Source organism: Spirilliplanes yamanashiensis, from assembly GCF_016863475.1.
In the GTDB taxonomy this organism is placed as follows: domain Bacteria; phylum Actinomycetota; class Actinomycetes; order Mycobacteriales; family Micromonosporaceae; genus Spirilliplanes; species Spirilliplanes yamanashiensis.
This window is the reverse complement of record NZ_BOOY01000008.1, coordinates 58213-79655: the sequence shown is the minus strand read 5'-3', so window position 1 is coordinate 79655 and position 21443 is coordinate 58213. Positions and strand designations below refer to the sequence as shown.

Annotated in this window: 28 protein-coding genes; 19 read left to right on the top strand and 9 right to left on the bottom strand. The window is 74.3% G+C overall.

The window, feature by feature from the left end:
* Positions 1-26 precede the first annotated feature (26 nt).
* From pstC to Sya03_RS07305, 4 genes are all read right to left on the bottom strand, one after another.
* The gene (pstC, locus tag Sya03_RS07320; protein WP_203937422.1) at positions 27-1100 is read right to left on the bottom strand and encodes a phosphate ABC transporter permease subunit PstC; all 1074 of its coding nucleotides are present in this window, start codon (positions 1098-1100) and stop codon (positions 27-29) included.
* Between the two features lie 42 nt (positions 1101-1142).
* Positions 1143-2240 carry a phosphate ABC transporter substrate-binding protein PstS gene (gene pstS / locus Sya03_RS07315; protein ID WP_203937648.1) on the bottom strand — a complete coding sequence of 366 codons (1098 nt, stop codon included), beginning with the start codon at positions 2238-2240 and terminating at the stop codon, positions 1143-1145.
* 169 nt (positions 2241-2409) lie between these two features.
* Entirely contained in the window at positions 2410-3282 is an 873-nt protein-coding gene (gene mshD / locus Sya03_RS07310) for a mycothiol synthase (RefSeq protein WP_203937421.1), read from the bottom strand.
* Between the two features lie 20 nt (positions 3283-3302).
* Complete coding sequence (locus tag Sya03_RS07305; RefSeq protein ID WP_203937420.1) at positions 3303-4028, bottom strand: winged helix-turn-helix transcriptional regulator; 726 nt, start codon at positions 4026-4028, stop codon at positions 3303-3305.
* Between the two features lie 191 nt (positions 4029-4219).
* On the opposite strand from Sya03_RS07305, the gene Sya03_RS07300 reads away from it, so the two are divergent.
* From Sya03_RS07300 to Sya03_RS07280, 6 genes are all read left to right on the top strand, one after another.
* Positions 4220-5311 (top strand): hypothetical protein, encoded by a 1092-nt coding sequence (locus tag Sya03_RS07300; protein WP_203937419.1) that lies wholly within the window; start codon positions 4220-4222, stop codon positions 5309-5311.
* Positions 5312-5369: 58 nt separating this feature from the next.
* Positions 5370-6155, top strand: coding sequence for an LmeA family phospholipid-binding protein (locus Sya03_RS07295; RefSeq protein ID WP_239107184.1), 786 nt, complete (start codon positions 5370-5372; stop codon positions 6153-6155).
* A gap of 64 nt (positions 6156-6219) precedes the next feature.
* Positions 6220-6297: an Ms5788A family Cys-rich leader peptide gene (locus Sya03_RS31830; protein ID WP_343950968.1), complete on the top strand. Its 78-nt coding sequence runs from the start codon at positions 6220-6222 to the stop codon at positions 6295-6297.
* A 166-nt stretch (positions 6298-6463) separates the two neighbouring features.
* On the top strand, positions 6464-7312 hold the full coding sequence (locus Sya03_RS07290; RefSeq protein ID WP_203937418.1) for a sulfurtransferase: 849 nt from the start codon (positions 6464-6466) through the stop codon (positions 7310-7312).
* A gap of 5 nt (positions 7313-7317) precedes the next feature.
* Positions 7318-7641, top strand: a complete 324-nt coding sequence (locus Sya03_RS07285; protein WP_203937417.1) for a DUF1416 domain-containing protein — start codon at positions 7318-7320, stop codon at positions 7639-7641.
* Between the two features lie 81 nt (positions 7642-7722).
* The gene (locus Sya03_RS07280) at positions 7723-8541 is read left to right on the top strand and encodes a hypothetical protein (RefSeq protein ID WP_203937416.1); all 819 of its coding nucleotides are present in this window, start codon (positions 7723-7725) and stop codon (positions 8539-8541) included.
* Positions 8542-8551: 10 nt separating this feature from the next.
* Here Sya03_RS07280 and Sya03_RS07275 read toward each other — a convergent pair whose 3' ends face one another.
* Together Sya03_RS07275 and Sya03_RS07270 are read right to left on the bottom strand one after the other, a co-directional pair.
* A complete protein-coding gene (locus tag Sya03_RS07275) occupies positions 8552-10171 on the bottom strand; it encodes a DUF4832 domain-containing protein (protein WP_203937415.1) in 1620 nt (539 codons plus the stop codon).
* Between the two features lie 47 nt (positions 10172-10218).
* Positions 10219-10593 carry a DsrE family protein gene (locus Sya03_RS07270; protein ID WP_203937414.1) on the bottom strand — a complete coding sequence of 125 codons (375 nt, stop codon included), beginning with the start codon at positions 10591-10593 and terminating at the stop codon, positions 10219-10221.
* 14 nt (positions 10594-10607) lie between these two features.
* Here Sya03_RS07270 and mtfM point away from each other — a divergent pair, with 14 nt between their 5' ends.
* Positions 10608-10712 carry a small membrane protein MtfM gene (gene mtfM / locus Sya03_RS31490; protein WP_275411435.1) on the top strand — a complete coding sequence of 35 codons (105 nt, stop codon included), beginning with the start codon at positions 10608-10610 and terminating at the stop codon, positions 10710-10712.
* A gap of 17 nt (positions 10713-10729) precedes the next feature.
* Positions 10730-11326: a heme-binding beta-barrel domain-containing protein gene (locus Sya03_RS07265; RefSeq protein ID WP_275411434.1), complete on the top strand. Its 597-nt coding sequence runs from the start codon at positions 10730-10732 to the stop codon at positions 11324-11326.
* A 3-nt stretch (positions 11327-11329) separates the two neighbouring features.
* Here Sya03_RS07265 and Sya03_RS07260 read toward each other — a convergent pair whose 3' ends face one another.
* Positions 11330-12124, bottom strand: a complete 795-nt coding sequence (locus Sya03_RS07260; RefSeq protein WP_203937413.1) for an aminotransferase class IV — start codon at positions 12122-12124, stop codon at positions 11330-11332.
* 24 nt (positions 12125-12148) lie between these two features.
* On the opposite strand from Sya03_RS07260, the gene Sya03_RS07255 reads away from it, so the two are divergent.
* From Sya03_RS07255 to Sya03_RS07240, 4 genes are read left to right on the top strand one after another with little or no spacing between them, the layout of a single operon-like run.
* Positions 12149-12571, top strand: a complete 423-nt coding sequence (locus tag Sya03_RS07255) for a Fur family transcriptional regulator (protein ID WP_203937412.1) — start codon at positions 12149-12151, stop codon at positions 12569-12571.
* Positions 12568-13620 carry a CAF17-like 4Fe-4S cluster assembly/insertion protein YgfZ gene (gene ygfZ / locus Sya03_RS07250; RefSeq protein WP_203937411.1) on the top strand — a complete coding sequence of 351 codons (1053 nt, stop codon included), beginning with the start codon at positions 12568-12570 and terminating at the stop codon, positions 13618-13620. The genes Sya03_RS07255 and ygfZ overlap by 4 nt, the downstream gene beginning before the upstream one ends.
* Positions 13621-13646: 26 nt before the next feature.
* Positions 13647-14480, top strand: a complete 834-nt coding sequence (locus tag Sya03_RS07245) for a beta-keto acid cleavage family enzyme (RefSeq protein WP_203937410.1) — start codon at positions 13647-13649, stop codon at positions 14478-14480.
* Entirely contained in the window at positions 14477-15397 is a 921-nt protein-coding gene (locus tag Sya03_RS07240) for an asparaginase (RefSeq protein WP_203937409.1), read from the top strand. The genes Sya03_RS07245 and Sya03_RS07240 overlap by 4 nt, the downstream gene beginning before the upstream one ends.
* Positions 15398-15416: 19 nt before the next feature.
* Here the strand turns inward: Sya03_RS07240 and Sya03_RS07235 are convergent, their stop codons facing one another.
* Positions 15417-16178, bottom strand: coding sequence for an alpha/beta fold hydrolase (locus Sya03_RS07235; protein ID WP_203937408.1), 762 nt, complete (start codon positions 16176-16178; stop codon positions 15417-15419).
* An 86-nt stretch (positions 16179-16264) separates the two neighbouring features.
* Between Sya03_RS07235 and Sya03_RS07230 the strand changes: the two genes are divergently transcribed.
* The 7 genes from Sya03_RS07230 (at position 16265) to Sya03_RS07200 (ending at position 21081) form a co-directional block, all read left to right on the top strand.
* Complete coding sequence (locus Sya03_RS07230; protein ID WP_203937407.1) at positions 16265-16822, top strand: helix-turn-helix domain-containing protein; 558 nt, start codon at positions 16265-16267, stop codon at positions 16820-16822.
* Positions 16819-17397, top strand: a complete 579-nt coding sequence (locus tag Sya03_RS07225; RefSeq protein ID WP_203937406.1) for a hypothetical protein — start codon at positions 16819-16821, stop codon at positions 17395-17397. Before Sya03_RS07230 ends, Sya03_RS07225 begins: the two co-directional genes overlap by 4 nt.
* 63 nt (positions 17398-17460) lie before the next feature.
* Positions 17461-17784 (top strand): DUF2516 family protein, encoded by a 324-nt coding sequence (locus tag Sya03_RS07220; RefSeq protein WP_203937405.1) that lies wholly within the window; start codon positions 17461-17463, stop codon positions 17782-17784.
* Entirely contained in the window at positions 17781-18575 is a 795-nt protein-coding gene (locus Sya03_RS07215) for an alpha/beta fold hydrolase (protein WP_239107183.1), read from the top strand. Before Sya03_RS07220 ends, Sya03_RS07215 begins: the two co-directional genes overlap by 4 nt.
* A gap of 15 nt (positions 18576-18590) precedes the next feature.
* Complete coding sequence (locus Sya03_RS07210) at positions 18591-19325, top strand: alanyl-tRNA editing protein (RefSeq protein ID WP_203937404.1); 735 nt, start codon at positions 18591-18593, stop codon at positions 19323-19325.
* A 473-nt stretch (positions 19326-19798) separates the two neighbouring features.
* Complete coding sequence (locus tag Sya03_RS07205; RefSeq protein ID WP_203937403.1) at positions 19799-20578, top strand: EI24 domain-containing protein; 780 nt, start codon at positions 19799-19801, stop codon at positions 20576-20578.
* Positions 20575-21081 carry an O-acetyl-ADP-ribose deacetylase gene (locus Sya03_RS07200; RefSeq protein ID WP_203937402.1) on the top strand — a complete coding sequence of 169 codons (507 nt, stop codon included), beginning with the start codon at positions 20575-20577 and terminating at the stop codon, positions 21079-21081. The genes Sya03_RS07205 and Sya03_RS07200 overlap by 4 nt, the downstream gene beginning before the upstream one ends.
* Here Sya03_RS07200 and Sya03_RS07195 read toward each other — a convergent pair.
* On the bottom strand, positions 21045-21419 hold the full coding sequence (locus tag Sya03_RS07195; protein ID WP_203937401.1) for a MerR family transcriptional regulator: 375 nt from the start codon (positions 21417-21419) through the stop codon (positions 21045-21047). The two genes, Sya03_RS07200 and Sya03_RS07195, sit on opposite strands and share 37 nt — an antisense overlap.
* Between the last annotated feature and the right edge of the window lie 24 nt (positions 21420-21443).

The window sequence follows — 21443 nt, the reverse complement described above, 5'->3', positions numbered from 1 at the left end:
GGCGACGCCGGTGCGCTCCAACAGACTCATGCGGCACTGTCCCGGAACTCGCGGCGGCGGTAGATGATCGCGCGCGCCGTCATGTTGACCACCAGCGTGATGGCGAAGAGCACGAGGCCGGAGGCGATGAGGGCGCCGCGGCCGGTGTCGTTCGCCTCGCCGAAGGCGTTGGCGATGTTGGCGGCGATCGTGTTGCCGCCGTTCTCGATCAGGTTGGCCGAGATGTCGAACGTGATGCCCAGGGTCATCGCCAGCGCGATGGTCTCGCCGAGCGCGCGGCCCAGGCCGAGCATGACCGCGGCGATGATGCCGGGCTTGCCGTACGGCAGCACCGCGGTGCGGATCATCTCCCACTTGGTGGCGCCGAGCGCGAGGGCGGCCTCCTCGTTCATGGCGGGGGTCTGCAGGAACACCTCGCGCGAGAGCGAGGTGATGATCGGCAGCACCATGATGGCCAGCACCAGGGCGCCGAGCATGATCGAGCGGCCGAACGGGCCGTCGCCGCCGAAGATCGGCAGCCAGCCGAAGTACTCGTTGAGCCAGACCGAGAAGTCCCGGACCGGGTTGATGAACACGTCGCGTCCCCACAGGCCGAACACCACCGAGGGCACCGCGGCGAGCAGGTCGATGACGAAGCCGAGCGGCGTCGCGATGCGCCGCGGGGCGTAGTGCGACAGGAACAGCGCGATGCCGAGCGCGACCGGCACCGCGACGAGCAGGGCGAGCACGGCGGACAGCACGGTGCCGAACGCCAGGGCGGCGATGCCGAAGCGCGGCTCGGTGCCGTTGGGCGACCAGCCGTTGAAGGTGAAGAAGTTCTCCGTGTTGGCGCGCAGCGCGGGCACGGCCTTGCTGATCAGGAAGACCGCGATGGCGACGATGATGACGAGCACCATCGCGCCGGCGGCCAGTGTCAGCACGCGGAAGCCGGACTCCATGCCGAACCGCGTCCGGCGGGGGAGGCCGCCGCCGCCACCGAGCCCGGGGCTGTCGGGGGTGTGTGCCGGCGGAACGCCGCCACCGGCGGAACCGCGACGACCATCGGTCGTCAGGGTCCCGCCGGTGCCGGTCTCCGCCGAGCGGGGAGAGGTGTCACCCATCTGCTCGCTCGCTGTCCTTCTCGAAGGGGGGTGTGCGGAAGGTCAGGACATCGTCTGGACGGAGGCCTCGACCTTCGCCCGGACCTCCTCGGCCAGCGGGGCGTAGCCCAGCTCGGCCAGCTCGGCCTGGCCGGCGGTGCTGGCCGCGTAGCTCAGGAAGCCCTTGACGGCGGCGAGCTTGTCGGCCGGGGTGCCCTTGCTGCAGGCGATCTCGTAGGTCACCAGCACCAGCGGGTAGGCGCCGGCCTCCTTGGTGTTGTAGTCGATCGCCAGCTTGAGGTCGGCGTCCTTGCCGGTGATCTCCGCGCTCGCGACGGTCTTGGCGGCGTTCTCGGCGGTGAGCTCGGCGAACTCGCCCGCGCCGTTGCCGACCTTGGCCATCTTCAGCTGCGCGTTCTCGGCGAACGACAGCTCGACGTAGCCGATGGCGCCGTCGGCGCCCTTGACCGCGCTGGCCACGCCGTCCGAGCCCTTGGCGCCGGTGCCGCCGGGGGCCGCCCACTCCTTGGCCTTGCCGAAGGTCCACTGGGCCTCGGCGGTCTTGCTCAGGAAGTTGGTGAAGTTGTCGGTGGTGCCGGACGAGTCCGAGCGGTGCACCGTCTGGATGGTGCTCGACGGCAGGGTCGCGCCCGGGTTGTCGGCCTTGATCTCGGCCGCGTCCCACTTGGTGATCGTGCCCGCGAAGATGCCGGCGATGGTGGCGGGCTTGAGCTGGAGGCTGTCGACGCCGCTCACGTTGTAGACGACCGCGATCGGGCCGGTGACCATCGGCAGGTGGATGGCGGCGCCGCCGGGGCACTTGGCGTCCGCCTGCGGCTGCTCCTCCTCCTTCAGCGCCGAGTCGGAGCCCGCGAAGTCCGCCGTGCCGGCGATGAACGCCTGGATGCCGGCGCCCGAGCCGCTCGGCTCGTAGTTGATCTTCACGTCGGGGCACTGCTGCTGGTACGCCTTGATCCACTCGTCCATCGCGTTCTTCTGCGCGGACGAGCCCTGGGCGTTGATCGTGCCACTGGCGCAGTTCGCCGGAGCGGCACTGCCGCCGGCGGCGGGCGACTCGTTGTTGTCCGAGCCGCACGCAGCCAGCGCGAGCGCGGCGGTCAGAGCAATGCCGGCCGCGTAGCCGGGCCGCTGGAGCTTCACCTGAGGTGTTCCCTTCATGGACGTGACTCGCTTACGTCCGAAAGCTAGGAGCCCCAGGTAGCCGCCGTCCCCGGCCGAAATGAACGAGAGGTGAACAGGTCCAGCCCCCGCGGTGTCCGAGGACTGAGGGTGAGTTGTCCGTTTGGTGAACCACGTCACGTCCGACGGGTCAGCGGGTGTACATCACGTCCGTGGCGTGGGTGGTGAAGCCCAGGCGGCGGTACAGCGTGACCGCGGCGGGGTTCGACTCGTCGACGTACAGCAGCGCGGTGTGCAGGCCCAGCCCGGCCAGGTGCCGCAGGCCCGCCACGGTCAGCGCCGAGCCCAGGCCCGCGCGGTGCCCGGCCGGGTCGACGCCCAGCACGTAGACCTCGCCCAGGCCGTCCGGGTGCACCTTCGTCCAGTGGAAACCCGCCAGCTTGCCGCCCGCGTCGACCGCCAGCAGGAAGCCCGCCGGGTCGAACCACGGCTCCGCCATCCGGGCGGCCAGGTCGGCGGCCGTCCAGCGGCCCTGCTCCGGGTGGCCGGCGAACGCCCGGGCGTTCAGGTCGAGCCACGCCGCGTCGTCCTGGCCCGGCCGGAACGCGCGCAGCGTCAGCCCCGCCGGCAGCGGCCGGTCCGGCAGCGGGTCGGTCAGCGGGCGGCGGAACTGCCACAGCACCCGGTCGCGGGTCAGCCCCGCGGCGGCGGCCAGCGCCGCGGCCGCCGGGTGGTCGCCGTGCGCCCAGAACCGGCGGGCGCCCGCGTCGAGCGCGGCGTCGAGCAGGGCCCGGCCCAGCCCGCGGCCGCGCGCCGCCGGGTGCACCACCAGCTCGCCGGTGCCCGCCGACAGGTCGGCCTGCCCGTAGCCGGCCAGGAAGTCCGTGACGACCGTCAGGTGCACGGCCGCCGCCGGGACGTTCGAGCGCACGCCGAACACCGTGTGCTCGTCGAGCGGGAAGACGCCGTCGGTCTCGGCCGCCGCGGCGGCCAGGGCCAGCACCTCGGCCGCGTCGCCCGGCGACAGCACGGTGGCGCGGTGCACCACCGGTGCCGTCGTCATCGTGGGCTCGCGGCGGCCGGTCAGCCGACCGGCAGCGGGGCGGGCTGGGAGTCGGGCAGCTGCCGCGACGACGGCGGCACCACGAACTTGTAGCCCACCTGGCGGACCGTGCCGATCATCGACTCGTACTCCGAGCCGAGCTTGGCGCGCAGGCGCCGCACGTGCACGTCGACCGTGCGGGTGCCGCCGAAGTAGTCGTAGCCCCAGACCTCGCGCAGCAGCTGGTCGCGGGTGAAGACCCGGCCCGGGTGCTGGGCGAGGAACTTCAGCAGCTCGAACTCCTTGTAGGTGAGGTCGAGCGGGCGGCCCTTGAGCTTGGCCGCGTAGGTGTCGGGGTCGATGCTGAGCTCGCCGGCGCGGATCGCGCCGCCGGCGCCCGCGGTGGCGTTGGACAGCCGGCCGACCGCCAGGCGCAGCCGGGCCTCGACCTCGGCCGGGCCGGCGGAGGCGAGGATGACGTCGTCGACGCCCCAGTCCGCGTTCAGGGCGATGAGGCCGGCCTCGTGCACGACCGCGATCAGCGGGACGCCCTGGCCGGTGGCGTGCAGCATGCGGCAGGTCGCGCGGGCCTCCGAAAGCTCGGAGCGGGCGTCCACCAGCACGGCGTCCGGGCTCGGCCCGGCCACGAGGGTGCGCACGTCCCGGGGCGCGGTGCGCACCGAGTGGGGCAGCAGATCGAGTGCGGGCAGAACGGCCGAGGGCTCCCCGGCGCGCGCCGTCACCAGCAGCAGAATCTCCACGCTCACCTCCGTCTGTCGCGGCGCACGCGCCGCGTTCCGTGGCCGGCGGTGCGCTGGATCGTGCCGGCGCCACCCCCAGCCGGTCCCGGCGTCGCTGACGGGGTGCAAGGGTTCACCTTAACCGATCCTGAGCCCCGAAGCCCCTGGTCGCGTCGCCACGTGATGTAACCAACGCGGGCGTCTGGCACCATCGCAGGGTGCTTCCCACCACCGGCGACGACGGCGACCGCGACCCCTGGGGTCCCGGCGAGCCCCCGCGACCCGGGCGGGCCACCGTGCGCGGCGCCGTGCAGGGCGACCCGTGGGACGACGACGTCAGCGGCGTCATCCGCCCCGGCCGCACCGCCGAGCGCCGCTCGGGAGTGGACCGCAGCGGCACCGAGCGGCGCGCCGACGAGCTCACCGCCGCCCTCGTCGAGGAGGCCGCGGACGAGCCCGAGGAGGAGATCGAGGTCCCGTTCGTCCCGGTCCGGCCGCGGCTGTCCGTCGCCATCGCCGGTTTTGCGGGGCTGCTCGGGCTCGGCCTGATCCTCGGCGCGCAGACCGCCGGGCCCGGTTCCCGGCTGCCGTACGCCGTCGTGGTGTTCGGGGTGCAGCTGCTGTTCGTACTCGCCTGGACGATGGCCCAGCGCCCGCCCGCCCTGCGCACCGTGGCGGTCGTCGCGGTCGGGGTGGCGGTGGCGGCCGACGCCGTCGCGATGCTGCCCGCGGAGGCCGGCTGGCACCGGCTGCTCTACGTGTTCGCCGGCGGCGTCGCGCTCATCACCGTGGCACAGCTGGCCCACCGGATCAGCTGGCAGCGGGCCAAGGACGCGCTCGGCGGCACCGCCCTCACCGTCGGCGGCGTCGTGGCGCTCGCCTCGCTCATCGTGCTGACCCGCCGCCCGGGCGGCACGCAGACGGTGCTGGTGTGCCTCACGGCGACGGCCGTGGCGCTCGTGGCCGCCCGGCTGCTCGACGCGGTGTTCGCCCGGCCGCGCATCGCCCGGCAGGTGCCGCGCGGCGCCACCGGCATCGTGGCGGGCGCCATGCTCGGCACCCTGGTGGCGTCGATCCTCGGCAGCCTGCTCACCGTGCCGTTCACCCCCGGCGTCGGCGCCGTCATCGGGTTCGTCGCCGCCGGCCTGGCCGGGCTGGTCGACCTCGGGGTCAACTACGCCGAGGCCGGGCGCAACATGGTCGGCCGCGCCCCCAACCTGTGGGTGGCCCGGCACATGCAGGGCCCGCTCGGGGCGTTCGCGCTGGCCGCGCCCGTCGCGTACGTGCTGGCGGTCGTGTTCGTGGCGTGACGGTTGGGGTCGCGCCCGCCCGGGAAACTACAGGCACCCCCGACGACAGGATGGCGACGTGACGTACGACTCCACGGTGGACTCCCGGCCGCGCCGGCGCACCGGCCGCAAGCTGCTCACCGGCCTGCTGGTGCTCGTGGTGCTGCTGCTCATCGTGGCCGTGGTGGCCGACCGGGTCGGGGCGAACTACGCCGAACGGGAGATCGCGAACCGGGTCGCCGCGCAGATCGAGAACCAGGGCGCCACCGCGTCGCGCCCCGAGGTCGACGTCGCCGGCGTCCCGTTCCTCACCCAGGTCGCCGCCGGCAACTACGAGGACATCGGCATCGTGGTGCGCGACCTCAGCGGCCAGCAGGACGGCAAGGCGGTGCGGATGCCGCTGGTCGACATCACCGCCCGCGACGTGCGCGCCCCGCTGTCGACCCTGATGAACGGCCAGGGCGACATCGTGGCCGGCTCCGTCGCCGGCGAGGCCACCCTCGAGTACGCGAGCGTCGCCGCGCTCATCGGCCGGGACGGCGTCGTGCTCGCCGAGAAGGACGGCAAGCTCGCGGTGCGCGCCCCGCTGTCCGCGGCCGGGCAGACGCTCAACGTCACCGGCACCGCCGACGTCACCATCGAGGGCGAGCTGGTGCGCATCCGGTTCCAGGAGCTGACCGCCGAGGGGCTGGAGTCCGTGCCGTTCGCGCAGAACCTGGTCAACGCGTACGCCCGGCAGATCTCCATCGACCTGCAGCTGCCCCCGCTGCCGCTCGACCTGAAGCTGCAGAAGGTGACGCCGCGGCCCGAGGGGCTCGTGGTGACGGCGCAGGCGTCGGAGGTGCCGCTCAACACCACGGCGTGACGGTGATCCCGAAGGGTGGTCGGCTCTGTCCACCTCTGTGGGACCGCTGGTACTGTCGCCAACCATGGGTTGGATGCTCACGAAACGGCGCGCGGTCGACCTGTGCCGCGTGGCCACCTGCCTGTGTCGCCCCGTCATCTGACGGCGGGGCTGCTCGTGCTGCGTTCCATCTGATCTTCCTCTTCACGCCCGGCAGCGGCGCCGTCGCAATGAACCCGTGATCCGTTCCTCCATGGGTCCTGCGCGTGCGCATCCTTTCCCACGCGTTGGCTCACCACCTCTCTCACCCGACCATTTGGGAGTCATTGATGAGTCGCGACACCGCACTCGTCTCGGCCGACTGGGCCGAGCAGAACCTCAACACCCCGGGCCTCGTCTTCGTCGAGGTCGACGAGGACACCACCGCCTACGACGGCGGCCACATCCCCGGCGCCATCAAGCTCGACTGGAAGACCGACCTGCAGGACCCGGTGCGCCGGGACTTCGTCAACCAGGAGCAGTTCGAGGCCCTGCTGTCGGACCGGGGCGTCTCGAACGACGACACCGTGATCCTCTACGGCGGCAACAACAACTGGTTCGCCGCGTACGCGTACTGGTACTTCAAGCTCTACGGCCACGGCGACGTCAAGCTGCTCGACGGCGGCCGCAAGAAGTGGGAGCTGGACGCCCGCCCGTACACCAAGGACGTGCCGGTCCGCGAGAAGACCAGCTACACCGCGCAGGCCCCCGACCTGTCGATCCGCGCCTTCCGCGACGAGGTCGTCGAGGCCATCGGCGTCAAGAACCTGGTCGACGTGCGCAGCCCCGACGAGTACGCCGGCCGGCTGCTGGCCCCCGCCCACCTCCCGCAGGAGCAGGCGCAGCGCGCCGGGCACATCCCGACCGCGATCAGCGTGCCGTGGAGCAAGGCGGCCAACGAGGACGGCACCTTCAAGTCGGACGAGGAGCTGGCCAAGCTGTACGCCGAGGCCGGCATCGACGACTCCAAGGACACCATCGCCTACTGCCGCATCGGCGAGCGCTCCTCGCACAGCTGGTTCGTGCTGAAGGAGATCCTCGGCCACCAGAACGTCAAGAACTACGACGGCTCCTGGACCGAGTACGGCTCGCTGATCGGCGTGCCGGTGGCCCTCGGCGACGAGCCCGGGAAGGCGTGACCCTGATGACTGCCCCGACCGCGGCCGGTTGCGCCGCCCCCGACCAGTCCGCCCCGATCCCGGCGTCCGTCGACCTCGAGAAGGAGACGGTGATCACCGGCGCGGTGGTCAACGCCGACAACGAGGCCGTGGCCGGCGCGTACGTGCGCCTGCTCGACGCCACCGGCGAGTTCACCGCCGAGGTCGTCACCTCGCCGCAGGGTGTGTTCCGGTTCTTCGCCGCGCCCGGCACCTGGACGCTGCGCGCCCTGTCCCGCCACGGCAACGGCGAGCTGAAGATCAGCGCCGACCGCGGCATCAACGAGGTCGGCCTGACGGTCGCCGCCTGATCCACCTCCGCCGACGGCCGGGTCCCCGCTGGGGGCCCGGCCTTCGTCGTCCACCGATCTTGGCCGTGTGAGGATGGTCCGGTGACCGCCCCCGCGCCGTACCCCCCGGCCCCGGCGCCGCCCCGGCGGATCCGCTGGTGGCTGGTGCTGCTGTCCGCCGCCTGGGCGGTCCTGCTGGTGGCGCTGTCGGTGTGGGCGATCCGCCGCGACGACCCGACGGTGCCCGAGCAGCGCACCCTGCGGCAGGCGTACGACCCGGTGCACCGGGCGGCGGGCGAGCTGCTGCGCGCGGCCGCCCCGGCCGGCGTGGTGGCGTTCGGCCCGGCCCAGGTCGAGCGCGACTGCTCGCTGACGCCGGTGCGCGCGGGCGCGTCCGCGACGCAGGAGGTGGTGCTGCGGGTGCGCCCGGGCAGCGGCCCCGGCATCCTCGACGGCATCGCCGACCGGCTGCCCCCGTCCTGGGACACCGCCGTGCGGCACCGCCCCGACCGCGACGAGCACCGCCTCGACGCCGACGCGGGCGACTTCCTCGCCGTCGACGGCCGCGTCGAGGACGGCGGCTCGGTCGTGCGGCTGCGGGTGGCCACCGGCTGCCGCCCCGAGGGCGACCCGCTGGACTGGCCGGGCTGGACCGCCGCGGACCCGGCCCCGGGCGACGTGCTCGCCGCCCTGGGCGGCACCCCCGCAGGCCCGGCCGCGTACGCCCTCGACTGCGGCGCCCGCGCCACCGTCGTGGAGGTCCGCCCCGCGCCCGCCGACCTGGCCGCCGCCCTGCGCGACCTCGCCACGGACCCGGTCCAGCTGGAGCCGGGCGCGGTGGCCTACCGCGCGGGCGGCACCTCCGTGGTGGTGACGGCGGCCGACGGCATCGCCCGCGTCACCACCGCCACCACCTGCTGACCGCGCCGGGTCAGCCGGCCGGGGTCCACAGCGCGGGGACGATCGACGGCTCCCAGCCCGGCAGCGAGGTGTGCGCCTGCAGCGCGCGGTAGGTCACGCCGCCGTGGGAGACGCGGTCACCGACCCGATAGGCGGTGAACGGCGTCCATGCGGCGACCCCCGGCGCGGCCGTCGTGGGCGCGGCCGTGGTGGGAGCTGCCGTGGTCGGTGCGGCGGTGGTCGGAGCCGCAGTGGTGGGCGCGGCGGTACCGGCGATCGTCACCGTGTGGAGCAGGTCGTTCCAGCCGCCGTCGTCCTCGCGCCACAGTCCGGCGTTCGCCACCCGGACGGCGTACTCCGGTCGGCCCGACAGCGACGGCGCCGGGTCGGGCAGAGCCAGGCCGAGCTGGTACTGCCCGGCCGGCAGGTTCGCCGGCAGCCGCAGCGTCTCCGCGACGGTGGTGGTCGCGCCGGGCGCCCAGCGCCGCGGGTCCGCGGCCAGCGGCAGCCGGACGACCTGCCCGTCGGAGGTGCGGCGCAGCACCAGCTGCGCGGCCCGCGGGTTGTACGGGGCCGCGTAGCCCTCATTGCGCACGCCGAGCCGGACCGGCAGCGTGCCGCCCGGCGCGGCGGATTCGGGGAACGTGCCCTCGGTCAGCGCGAACCGGTACCCGAGCCGCTGCCTGATCTCCGGCAGGCAGGCGCCCCAGGTGTCGAGGACCTCCTTGCGGTAGTCGAGATTGAGGTAACTCCAGTGGAACTGCGCCAGCTCGGCCCGCGCGGTCGGGCACGTGCTGCGCGGCGACTCCGCGCACGTCTCGCCGCCCATCACCGTGAAGACGCTCTCCGCCTCGTGCCACGTCCGCTCGGCGTCGCTGAAGTAGGTGCCCATGTCCGTGTCACTGGCGAGGAAGCAGTCGTTGTGGATGCCGACCCGGGCCTGGTTGCTGCCGTCGTACGCGCGGCTGGCCGGCAGCGGCGCGGTGCCGTAGAACGTGCGCTTGTCCTTGGGGACGCGCAGCTGCACCATCCGGTCGGCCGGCAGTGCGGCGAGCAGCGCTTCCAGCACGGCCTTACGGGCGGCCAGGTCGGTGTCGCTGACCTGGCCCTCGTTGCCGAAGTTCTGGGTGTAGTACCACTCGCCCCACGCGCCGATGAAGCCCGCCTGGACGGCCGCGATCACGTCGGCGTTGGCCCGCAGCACCGGACCGAGCTGGCCGATGTGACCCAGTACCCGATCTTTCGTCGCGTCGTCGCCGGCCTCCTTGTCCGTGTACGCGAACCGGATCACCGTCTTCACGCCGGAATTGCGGAGGGCCGCGAAGTCCGCCTCCAGCCCCGCCAGCCAGGTGCCGGTCAGCGGGCTCGCCCTGTACTCGTTCAGGTACACCATGCACCAGGCGAGCGTGGTGCCCTCGTCGGTGCGGCGCGTCGTGAGCAGGTCCACGGACAGGCGCTGATCCTTCTGCCCGCACAGGTAGTAGCGCGCGGGACCCCGCTCGGGGTTCGTCACGTCGGCGGACGCGGCCGGGTAGGCGACCGTGGCGAGGGTGACGGCGGCTTCGCCGGGCCGGGCCAGGACGACGGCGCCGGCTCCGAGGAGGAGGGCGGCGGCGACGGCGGTCCAGCGGCGGAGGGAGCGCGAAGACATGGACAGGAGCCTATGAGACGGCGCCTGCCAATAGTATTAAGTCCGCCTCAATAGACGAGCGCCTGTGCCCCGTCGGCGAGGATCTCCTCGACGAACACGGCCGCGCCCGCGATCCGGATGCCCGGCAGCACGTCGTCCGGGGTGATGCTGCGCCGCGCCGCGCACTGGGTGCACGCCGTCACCTGCGCGCCCTCGACCAGCATGCCGAGCAGGTCCGGCAGCGGGGCGGCGTGTGGCAGGACGAACTCGGCGGCGCGCCCGGGCAGCGCGAACCAGGTCGACTCGCCGGTCAGCCAGAACGACACCTCCGCGCCGGCGGCGAGCGCGGTCGTGGCCACCGTGAACGCCTGCGAGCAGCGCTCCGGGGCGTCCGCGCCGGCGGTGGCCTTGACGACGAGCGAGCGAGCCATGCGCGTCAGCATAGGATGAGCCGGACATGGTTACCGAGATCGGGTTCGTCAGCCTCCTGGTCGCCGGGTTCGGCGCCCTGGCGGGCGGCGTCGCGTACCTCGCGGTGAAGATCGCCCGCGGGCGCTGGTGAAACGGACAGGCATTGACGTGAGTACGACCGACAATCCCCTCGGGCCGCCGCCGTGGCTGAACGCGCCGCCGGTCGACCCGTACCCGTACGAGGACACCCACGACCTGCGGCAGGGCCCGGACCTGCACCCGGCGCTGCTCGGGCTGCTGCCGTTCATCGGGCTGTGGCGCGGCCGCGGGCAGGGCGGCTACCCGGGCGTGGACGACTTCAACTTCGCGCAGGAGATCCGGATCAGCCACGACGGCCGTCCGTTCCTGCACTACGAGTCGCGCTCGTGGAAGCTCGGCGACGACTCCGAGCCGTCCGGCCTGCTGTCGCGGGAGATCGGCTGGTGGCGGCCGATCACCCGCAACGGCAACGCGACGGACGAGCTGGAGGCGCTGATGGCCAGCCCGACCGGCGTCATGGAGCTGTACCTGGGCCAGGCCAAGGGCACCCAGCTGGAGATGGCGACGGACGCGGTGCTGCGCTCGCCGACGGCCACGGAGGTCACGGCGGGGCACCGGCTGTTCGGCATCGTCGAGGGCGCCCTGCTGTACGCCCAGGAGATGGCCGCCGAGGGGCACGGGCTGTTCCCGCACCTGTCGGCCCGGCTGATCCGCGTCGGGGGCTGACCGCTACGCCGGGAAGCCGAGCGCGCCCAGCAGCCGGGCGGTCCACGGCGACGCCGGGCGGGCCGTCCCGTCGAGGGCGCGCACCTCGGCGAGCCCGCGCAGCGACGACGTCAGCCAGATCCCGTCGGCGGCGGCGAGTTCCGGCACGGTCGCCAGGCGTTCCCCGGCGGGCAGGCCGGCGACGGCGAGCAGGTGCGCTGCGGTCACGCCCGGCAGGATGCCCGTGTCGGCGGGCGTCGTGCGCAGCTCGCCCTCGGCCAGCCACACGACGTTCGCCGTCGGCGCCTCCAGCGCGTACCCCTCGATCGAGGTCCACAGCACGTCGTCGGCGCCCTGCGTGGCGGCCCAGCGCCGCGCGGCCAGGTTCGCCGCGTAGGACAGCGACTTGGCGGCGGACAGTGACCACGGCGGGCGGCCGTGCGCGGCGACGCCGAGCGACGCGGTGACCACCCGCACCCCGGCGCGGCGCTCGGCCAGGGTGGCGGGCGGCACGGCGGAGATCGTCGCCCAGTGCGCGGACCGGGTGACGACGAGCCGCAGCGCGCTCTCCGGGGCCGGGGCCAGCGCGCACGCCTGGGCGGCCAGGTCCCGCAGGTCGGGCGGGTCCAGGGCCAGCAGGTCCGCGGAGCGCGCCAGCCGCGTCAGGTGCTCGCCGAGCAGCCACGGCACGCCCGACCGGACGTGCACGGTCTCGAACACGCCGTCGCCGTGCAGCACCGCCGGGTCGTCGCCCGCCACCAGCGGCGTGCCGGGCGGCAGCGCGCCGCGGCCGGGCACGACGACGATGCGGTCGGTCATGGCGCGGAGCATAGACTTCGCAGGGTGAGTGACACGTCGTTGGCCGAGCTGCTGCGCGAGCGCGGGCTGCGGCTCACCCCGCAGCGCCAGCTGATCCTGGAGGCGGTGCACGACCTGGGCCACTCCACGCCCGAGCAGGTGCACCACCAGGTGCGCGAGCGGGCCGCCGGCGTCAACATCACGACGGTCTACCGGACCCTCGAACTGCTCGAGGAGCTGGGGCTGGTCACCCACACGCACCTGTCGCACGGCTCACCCACGTACCACCGGGTCGGCGAGCACGAGCACGTCCACCTCGTGTGCCGGTCGTGCGGCACCAGCACGGGCGTCGACCCCGCGGTCGTCCAGCCGGTGGCCGACCGGCTGCTGGACACCCGCGGCTTCCAGGTCGACATCGGCCACGTGTCCTTCTTCGGCCTCTGCGCGGAATGCCGGGAGCAGTCATGATCAACATTGCGGGGGTCGTCGCCGTCGAGGCGCTCGACCCCGACTCGCGCGACGCCGGGGTGGCCGCCCACTACGGCGACCCGATGCGCGAGCAGCGCACGCTCGAGACCGCCGTCGGCCTGGTCGACCGCTCGAACCGCGGCGTCGTCGCCGTCCCGGGCGACGAACGGCTGTCCTGGCTGCACAGCATCACCTCGCAGCACCTCAGCGACCTGACCGGCGGCACCGAGCTGCTCGTCCTGTCGCCCAACGGCCACGTCGAACACCACGCCCTCGTCGCCGACGACGGCGTCACCACCTGGCTCGACACCGAGCCCGGCGCCGCCGCCGACCTGCTGGTCTTCCTCGAGAAGATGCGCTTCTTCGCCCGGGTCGAGCCGCGCGACGCCACCGCCGAGACGGCCGTGCTGTCGCTCGTCGGGCCCGGCGCCGCCGACGCCCTCGGCGCCGGCCTCGCCGAACCCCGGATCGACCCGGTGCCCGGCCCGAAGTTCCCCTCCGGGTCCGTCGCCGCGCGCCCGTCCAGCGGGTACGACGTCCGCGCGATCGACGGCGTCGGGCTGGCCCGGCGCACCCGGCTCGGCGTCGACCTGCTCGTGCCGCGCGCGTCCGTGCCCGAGGTGATCGAACGCCTCGGCGTGCCGCTGGCCGGCCTGTGGGCGTACGAGGCGATCCGCGTCGCCGCCCGCGTCCCGCGCCTCGGCCTGGAGACCGACCACCGCACCATCCCCGCCGAGGTCGACCTCATCGGCCCCGCCGTGCACCTCGACAAGGGCTGCTACCGCGGCCAGGAGACGGTCGCCCGGGTGCACAACCTGGGCCGCCCGCCGCGCCGCCTCGCCCTGCTGCACCTGGACGGGGTCGCCACCGACGTCCCGCCCGCCCCCGGCACCCCGGTCACCCTCGACGGCCGGGCGGTCGGCTTCGTCGGCACCGCCGTCCGCCACCACGAACTGGGCCTCGTGGCGCTGGCCGTGCTGAAGCGCAACGTGCCCGACGACGCCCGCCTGCTGGTGGCCGAGTCCGCGGCGGCGATCGATCCGGAGTGACCCGCGCCCCGTGCGAGGATCGGGGCATGACCGGCACCGTGATCACCGTCGCGCCCACCGGCGCGGAATCCCGCAAGAGTGACGTGCCCGCCCTTCCGGTGACCCTGGACGAGCTGACCGTGACCGCCAAGGAGTGCGAGGCCCTCGGCGCCTCGATCATCCACCTGCACATCCGTGACGACGACGCCCGCCCCACCCTCGACCCGGGCCGCCTGCGCGAGGCCGTCGCCGCCGTCCGCTCCGGCACCTCGCTGATCGTGCAGCTGTCGTCCGGCGGCGCCGTCACCGACCCGGAGGACGCCCGGCTCGCCGTGCTCGACGCCGGCCCCGACATGGCGTCCTGCACGATGGGCACCGTCAACTTCGGCGACGACGTGTTCCTCAACCGCTGGGCGTTCGTCGTCGACCTGCACACCCGCATGCAGGAACGGAACATCGTCCCCGAGTACGAGATCTTCGACCTCGGCCAGCTCACCACCCTGCAGCGCCTGCTCGGCAAGCACGGCCTGCCCGCCGGCGGCCACGTCCACGTCGACCTGGTGATGGGCGTCCCCGGCGGCATGCCCGGCACCGCCCAGGCGCTCGTCGCGTGCGTCGACGCCATCCGCGACCTGCCCGAGGGCACCACGTTCTCCGCCACCGGCATCGGCCGCTCCACGATCCCCGTGATGCTGGCGTCCCTGGCCACCGGCGGGCACCTGCGCGTCGGCATGGAGGACACCCTCACGTACGCGAAGGGCCGCCCCGTCGAGTCCAACATGCAGCTCGTGGCGCGCGCGGTCGGCTTCGCCCAGCTCGCCCAGCGGCCGCCGCTGACCACCGGCGAGACCCGCGCCCTGCTCGGCGTCCCGCAGCGGTGACCCCCGTCCTGGCGCACGTGGTGCGCTCGGGCTTCGTCGAGAGCGCCCACCGCGGCGCGGTCGTGGTGCTGGACGCCACCGGCCGCGTCGTGGCCGCCGCCGGCGACGCCGACGCCCCCGTCTTCCCCCGCTCCTCGAACAAGCCGCTGCAGGCCGTCGGCATGCTCCGCGCCGGCCTCGACCTGCCCCCGGACGACCTGGCGATCGCCTGCGCCAGCCACTGGGGCGAACCCATGCACCTCGACCGCGTCCGGTCGATCCTGGCCCGCGCGGGCGTCGGAGAGTCCGCCCTGCGCTGCCCGCCCGACCTGCCCCTGCACGACACCGCCCGCGCCGACCTGCTCCGCGCGGGCGGCACGGCGACCCCGATCCACATGAACTGCTCCGGCAAGCACGCCGCGATGCTCGCCACCTGCGCCCTGCACGGCTGGCCCGCCGACGACTACCGCCATCCCGGCCACCCGCTCCAGCGGGCCATCACGGCCACGTTCGCCGACCTGACCGGCGCGCCCCCACCGGCGATCGGCGTGGACGGCTGCGGCGCCCCCGTCCTCGCCACCTCGCTGACGTCGCTGGCCCGCGCCTTCCAGCACCTCGTCGACGCCCCCGACGGCCCGTCCCGCCGCGTCGCCGACGCCATGCGCGCCCACCCCACCCTCACCTCCGGCACGGGCACCGACGACGCCTGGCTCATGGCGGCGGTCCCCGGCCTGTTGTCGAAGGGCGGCGCCGAGGGGGTCTGGGCCTTCGCGGTGCCGGGCACGGGCGCGGTCGCGTTCAAGATCGAGGACGGCGCCATGCGGCCCCGCCGGGTGATCGCCGCCGCGGCCCTGCGCCGCCTCGGCATCGAGGTGGACGGCACGACGGTGGTGCTGGGCGGCGGCCACCCGGTCGGCGAGGTCGTCCCGGCCTGGTAGCGGTCCGCAGCCTGCGAGGTCAGCGGGCCAGGGCCGCCAGGATGATCTCCGTTGCCGCCGCGGGGACCTCCAGCGGCGGCAGGTGGGCCGTGCCCGGGATGTCGGGGAGCCGGGTCGCGGCCGGGGCGGCGGCGGCGATCAGGTCGCAGTTGTGGCGGAAGGCGGGCCAGTCGTGGGCGCCGGTGGTGACGGTGACCGGGGCGGTCAGGTCGGCCAGGCGGGTGGCGGCCGGCGGGTCGAGCGCCGTGATGTCCAGCTTGTCGAGCTCGGCCTCGCCGCGCAGGTCGCGCAGGTTCATCTCCGTGACGAGCCGCAGCAGCTCCGGGTCGACCGCGGACACCGGCCGGCCCTCGCCCACCAGCCACATCTCCGCTTCGGCGGCCGCCAGGGCCTCGAGGTCGTCTTCGGGCAGGCCGGCGCCCGCGTCGGGCACGTCGGCGGGGGCGCCGCCGATGGCGGGGCCGAACAGGATCAGCGAGCGCACCAGGTGCGGGTGGGCCAGCGCGAGGTCGACGGCGACGAGGCCGCCGAAGGAGCAGCCGACCAGGGTGGCGGCGCCGATGTCGCGGGCGGCCAGGGCGTCGGCGACCGGGTCGTGCCGGACGTAGCCGTGGCCGGGTGCCGGGGTGTCGCCGCAGCCGGGCAGGTCGAGGGCGATGACGCGGTGGCCGGCGGCGGCCAGGGCCGGGACCTGGGCGCGCCACATGCGGCGGTCGGCGATGCCGGCGTGGAGCAGGACGACGGCCGGGCCGGAGCCCACGTCGTCCGCCGCCAGGAGCATGCGGACACCCTACGTGGCGCGGAACACGCTAACAACAGTTAGCGAAGTGCTTGCAGGAGCTAGCACCCGGCACTACCGTCGGAGGCATGGAAGCCCCCAAGGATCTGCCCCGCGACATCGGCGGTTTCATCCGCGACCTGCGGCACAACGCCCGCATCTCGCTGCGCCAGCTCGCGGAGCAGGCGGGGGTCAGCAACCCGTACCTGAGCCAGATCGAGCGGGGTCTGCGCAAGCCGAGCGCCGAGGTGCTCCAGCAGATCGCGAGCGCGCTGCGCGTCTCGACCCCGGCGATGTACCTGCGGGCCGGCCTGCTCGACGCCGAGGGGCAGCAGGGGGTGCTGGCGGCCATCGCCGTCGACCCCGAGCTGACCATGGCGCAGAAGCAGTCGCTGACCCAGATCTACGAGACGTTCCGGGGCGAGAACGCCCGCCACGCCGAGACCGCCGCGGAGGACACCGTGCAGGACGCACCGGACACCACACCCGACGAGCCCGAGGCGGACAACGAGAACGACCGCCAGACCAAGGCCGTCATGGAGGCCGTCGCCGCCCTGGAGAACGGCGCGACGCCCACCCCGCACACCGCCACCCCGAACACCGCCAGCAGCAAGGCCGACAAGGCCGCCGACGAGGAGACGTCATGACCGAGCAGACGAAGAACACCAAGATCCCCGCCCCCCTGTACGCGGCCGCCGGCGCCGGCGACCTCGCGTACCAGGAGCTGCGCAAGCTGCCGACCGTGGTCGGCGAGCTCAGCGGCAAGGCCCTGGCCGGCGGCTTCGAGCTGCGCGAGAAGGCCGTGGCGTTCTCGCGGACGGCCGGCAGCAAGGCCGACGGCACCGCCACCCTGCTGCGCGACCGCGCCACCGCGACCGCCACCCAGCTGCGCGCCGCCGACCTGGAGGCCCTGCGCGAGCAGGCCCTGCGCACCACCACCACGCTCGCGCAGACCGCCGTCGTGAAGGCCGCCGAGCTGTACACCGCGCTCGTGGCGCACGGCGAGCGGGTCGTCGGCTCCGGGGTCATCGAGGCCGCCGAGGTCGTCAACGCCGACATCGAGGCCACCGAGCCCGACGGTGTGGACGCCGGCGAGCCCGCCAAGGCGGTCGCCGCCACCCCGGCGCAGCAGGCCGCGAAGGCGCCGGGCGCGAAGACCGCCCCCGCCACCAAGGCCGCCAAGACCGCCCGCGCCAAGAAGGCCACCCCGGCCGCCGAGTGACGGTGTCGATCTCGTGTCGCGGGTCCCGGACGTCACCGGGGCCCGCGGCATAGACTGGCCGCCATGACCACGACCGCGCCGATCTTCGTCGACGACGTTCGTCTCGTACTCAACGTCGTCGTCTTCGTCTTCGCCCTCACCCTGCAGGGCGTGGCATTCGTGCACTGCCTGACGCAGCGGTCGGAGGGCTTTCCCGCGATCGGCTCCCTGCCGAAAGGCGCCTGGCTGGGCATCATCGGCGTGGCGCTGCTGCTCACCCTGCTGTTCAACCGGCCCCGCGACCTGATCAACATCTTCAGCATGATCGGCATCGCGGCCGCCGCCATCTACCTGCTCGACGTCCGCGTCGGGTTGAAGGAGCTGGGGGACGGCAAGGGCTTCTGGTGACCGTCGGGCCCGCCCCGCGGACCGACGTCGTCACCACCGGGTCCGGCGTCCATCTCGAACGACTCGTGACCGGCTCCGGTGAGCCGGTCACACTGTTCGCGCACGGCGCGGCCGGCGACATCGACAGCACCCGCCCGCTGGGCAGCGGCGTGCCCGGCCGCCGGGTGTTCGTGCACCTGCGCGGCCACGGCGGCTCCGACGCGCCGCCCGGCCCGTGGACCATCGGCGACATCGCCGACGACCTGCTCGCCGCCGCCGACGCGTCCGGCGCCACCCGGGCGGTCGGCGTGAGCCTGGGCGCGGCGGCGCTGTGCCGGTTGGCCGCGGCCCGCCCGGACCGCTTCGACCGGCTGGTGCTGTTCCTGCCCGCGCACCTGGAGGGGCCCCGCCCGCGCGCGGCGACCACGGTCGTCGAGCGGCTGCTCGCCCTGCTCGCCGCGGGCGACGCCGAGGGCCTGGCCGCCGCGCTGGGCCGGGCGGTGCCGGCCGAGCTGCGGCACACCCCGGCCGCCGAGGCGTACGTGCGGCGCCGCGCCCGGACCCTGCGCCTCGCCCCGCAGCTCGCCACCATGCCCGCCGAACCGGCCGTGCAGCCGGCCGCGCTGGCCGCCGTCACCGCGCCCGTGCTGGTGCTGGGCTGCCACGGCGACCCGATCCACCCGGCAGCGGTCGCCGAGCGGCTGGCGGCGGTGCTGCCGAACGCCGAGCTGCACCTCTACCCGACGCCGTACCCGCTCTGGCACGACCGGGCGGACCTGCGGGCGCGCATCTCGACTTTCCTCGCAGCCTGAGTAACGTCGCTGCCCATGGGCGTCACCACGCACGGCCGCACCAGCCGCCTCGACCTCGCCGACCCCACCCTGCGCGAGTGGGAGTGCACCGTCCTCGCCGCCGACCCGGAGACCGGCATCGTGCTGGACCGCTCGGCGTTCTACCCGGGCGGCGGGGGCCAGCCGCCGGACCACGGGGTGCTGCTGTGGCAGGGCGTGCAGACCCGCATCGCCGGCACCCGCAAGGGCGACGAGCTGTACCTGATCCCGGTGGAGGGCGACCCGCTGCCGCCGGTCGGCACGGCCGTCACGGGCGCCGTCGAGGACGAGCGCCGCACCCTGCTCATGCGCACCCACTCCGGGCTGCACGTGCTGTGCGGGGTGGTGTTCCGCGACTTCGGCGCGCTGGTCACCGGCGGCAACATGGAGCCCGGCGAGGCGCGGATGGACTTCAACCTGCCCGAGGTGCCGGCCGACTTCAAGGCGCGGCTGGAGGCGCTCGTCAACGACGAGGTGACCGCCGACCGCGCGGTCGACGTGCGGGTGCTGCCGCGCGCGGACGCGCTCGCGCTGCCGGACATCATCCGCACCCAGTCGAACCTGATCCCGCCGGACGAGCAGGAGATCCGCATCGTCGACATCGTCGGCCTGGACGTGCAGGCCGACGGCGGGACGCACGTGGCGTCGACCGCCCAGATCGGCCGGGTCCAGGTGGTTAAGGTGGAGAGCAAGGGCCGGGCGAACCGGCGGGTGCGCGTCCGGTTGGCGTAACTTTTGGCGGCCTGAGGCATTGAACCCCGTGTGAGGCTGTCGCCCAAATCCGTCTTCCTGGGAATCATCGCGTTCGGCCTGCCCATCGCGCTCACCACCGGCTGGGCGCTGGGCGTGCCGGCACAGCTGGCCCCGCCCGTGACCCCGGCCGGCGCCGGGGGCCTCGGGGTGGCCCCGGTCGCGTCCGCGCCCTCGGCCGTCGTACCCCCGCCCTCGCCCGGCACCCGCGGCGCGCCCGCGCGGACCGGCGTGGCCGTGCCCGTGAGCAGCCCGTCGTCGCGCCCCGGCGGGGCGCCGGCGGGCACGCGGACGCCGTCGCCGCGCCCGCCCCAGCCGACCGGGACGTTCGAGCCACCGCCCGTGCCGACCCCGACGGGCGGCACCGCGACGCCCTCGCCGACACCGACCGGCACCCCTTCGCCCACCCCGACGCCCTCCACGGAGAAGCGGCGCGCTCGGTAGGCTCCCCGGTCGTGGGAGACACGGTCCGTCAATTCTTCGCCGGCGTCGGGCTGCTCGGCCGCGGCCTCGCCCTCTACCTGCGCAACCCGTCGCTGATCGCGCTGGGCATCGTGCCGGCGCTCATCTCGGGCGTGCTGTACGCGGCCGGCATCGTCACCCTGGTCTACTTCCTGCCCGACCTGGCGTCCGCGGTGACGTGGTTCGCCGACGACTGGACCGGCTGGCTGCGCTCGGCGACCCGGTTCGTGGCGGGCGCGGCGCTGCTGGGCCTGGGCGGCGTCCTGGGCGTCGTCACGTTCACGGCGCTCACGCTGATCATCGGCGACCCGTTCTACGAGAAGATCTCCGAGCGGGTCGAGGCCCGCTTCGGCGGCGTGCCCGACGAGGTCGAGGTGTCGTGGCACCGCTCCCTGGGCCGCAGCGTCCTGGACGCGCTGCGCCTGGTGGCGCTGTCGGCGCTGGTCGGCCTGCCGCTGTTCGCGGCGGGCTTCGTGCCGCTGGTCGGCCAGACCGTCGTGCCGGTGCTGGCGGCGTGCGTCGCGGGCTGGTTCCTGGCGGTCGAGCTGTCGGGCGTGCCGTTCCAGCGCCGCGGCAAGCGGCTGGCCGACCGGCGCCGCGCGCTGCGGACGCAGCGGCCGGTGGCGCTGGGCTTCGGGGTGGCCGTCTTCCTGTGCTTCCTGGTGCCGCTCGGGGCGGTGCTGCTGACGCCGGCCGCGGTCGCGGGGGCGACCCTGCTGTCCCGGCGCGTGCTGGGTCTGCCGACGAGCGAGGAGGAGGTGGTCGCGGTATGAGCGTGCGCCTCGTCCAGGGCGACATCACCGCGCAGAGCGTGGACGCGATCGTCAACGCGGCGAACTCGTCGCTGCTCGGCGGGGGCGGTGTGGACGGCGCGATCCACCGCCGCGGCGGGCCGGAGATCCTGGCCGAGTGCCGCCGCCTGCGGGCCGGGCACTACGGCCGCGGCCTGCCCACCGGCGAGGCCGTCGCCACCACGGCCGGCCTGCTGGACGCCCGCTGGGTGATCCACACGGTCGGGCCGGTCTGGTCGGCCACCGAGGACCGCTCGGCGCTGCTGCGCTCCTGCTACACCACGTCGCTGGCCGTCGCGGCGGAGCTGGGCGCCACGTCGGTCGCGTTCCCGCTGATCTCGGCGGGCGTCTACCGCTGGCCGGTGGACGACGCGGTGCGCCAGGCCCTCACGGTGCTGCGCGCGGCGACGGTCCCGGACGTGCGGCTCGTGCTGTTCGGCGCGGACACCTACGCCGTCGCCGAGCGCGTGTCGAGCGAGCGGTAGTAGTCCATCTTCCCGGCCAGGTGCACCCGCTGCGCCTGGAGCTCGTCGATGCGGCGCTGCACCTCGCGGTCGTGCTCCTCCAGCAGCGCCAGGCGTTCGGCCATCGTGGTGTCGTCGCGGCACAGGTCGGCGTAGCGCTGCATCTGGGCGATGGGCATGCCGGTGTCGCGCAGGCAGCGCAGGATGCCGAGCCAGGCGATGTCGTCGTCGCTGAAGACGCGCTGGCCGCCGGGGGTGCGGGCGATGCCGTCGAGCAGGCCGATGCGCTCGTAGTAGCGCAGCGTGTCGAGGCTGAAGCCGGTGCGTTCGACGACCTGGGCGGGGGAGAAGCGCGACATCGGCCGATCGTAGACCTTGACCTG